The sequence below is a fragment of the Galbibacter kalidii genome, from assembly GCF_026241135.1.
GTDB lineage: Bacteria > Bacteroidota > Bacteroidia > Flavobacteriales > Flavobacteriaceae > Galbibacter.
Window position 1 is genome coordinate 1 of the sequence record NZ_JAPFGA010000081.1, and the last position, 702, is coordinate 702.

Annotated in this window: 1 pseudogene; it reads right to left on the bottom strand. The window is 41.9% G+C overall.

Annotated features, from left to right (window positions below):
- Nucleotides 1-702, bottom strand: a pseudogene (locus OOZ15_RS19960) (hypothetical protein); the annotation flags it as partial.

The following is a 702-nucleotide window of genomic DNA, read 5'->3' on the forward strand; positions in this document are numbered from 1 at the left end:
GTTAGGGTGAGTTCATTAATGTTTCCGGTTGGGATGGATTTAAACGTTTGTATGGTATTTAGATTAAAGTTGTGCTTTTCTTTCCATGTATAATTGGCCATTGCCCTAAGGCTTGTAACATTGACATTTCTGCTGATGCTCTTACTATTGTTATATGATCCTGTAAATGAGGTGTTGAGCTTGTTTTCAATAAACCGCTTGTTGACCCCCAATGTAGGTCCCCAGGTGGTTGCATCTTCCCGGCCAATCGTATTCCTTGTAAGGCTCAGCGAAGCCGTCATATCCATTTGTGGTTTTGGAAAGCCCAATAGATAAGAGGTGCGTATATTATGGAAGGTCGATGCATCCCCGATCCGTACTGCGCCACCCTGCTCATTGGTCACATCGGCCAGGGAATAATTGAACCTGACCTTTTGCTGTAGGCTTTCGTTTTTTGAGAGCACATAATTAATATTCAGGCTGGCTTTTTGGGAGAGTTGTTTATAATCCAGGGTGTCCAATTCATCATCCAATAGGTTGTCATCATTGATCACTTCAAACTGATCCAGTTTTACATTGGTAAATGTCGTAAAATTGGAATAGGACGCAGAAATATTCAATTTTTCAGAGGCTTCAAAGGAAGCATTGACAGCGCCTACCGTTCTGTTGGTGCTGTTCCCTTTCTGGCCTTCCAAATCATCCCTTTGATAGCCAATATTAAAG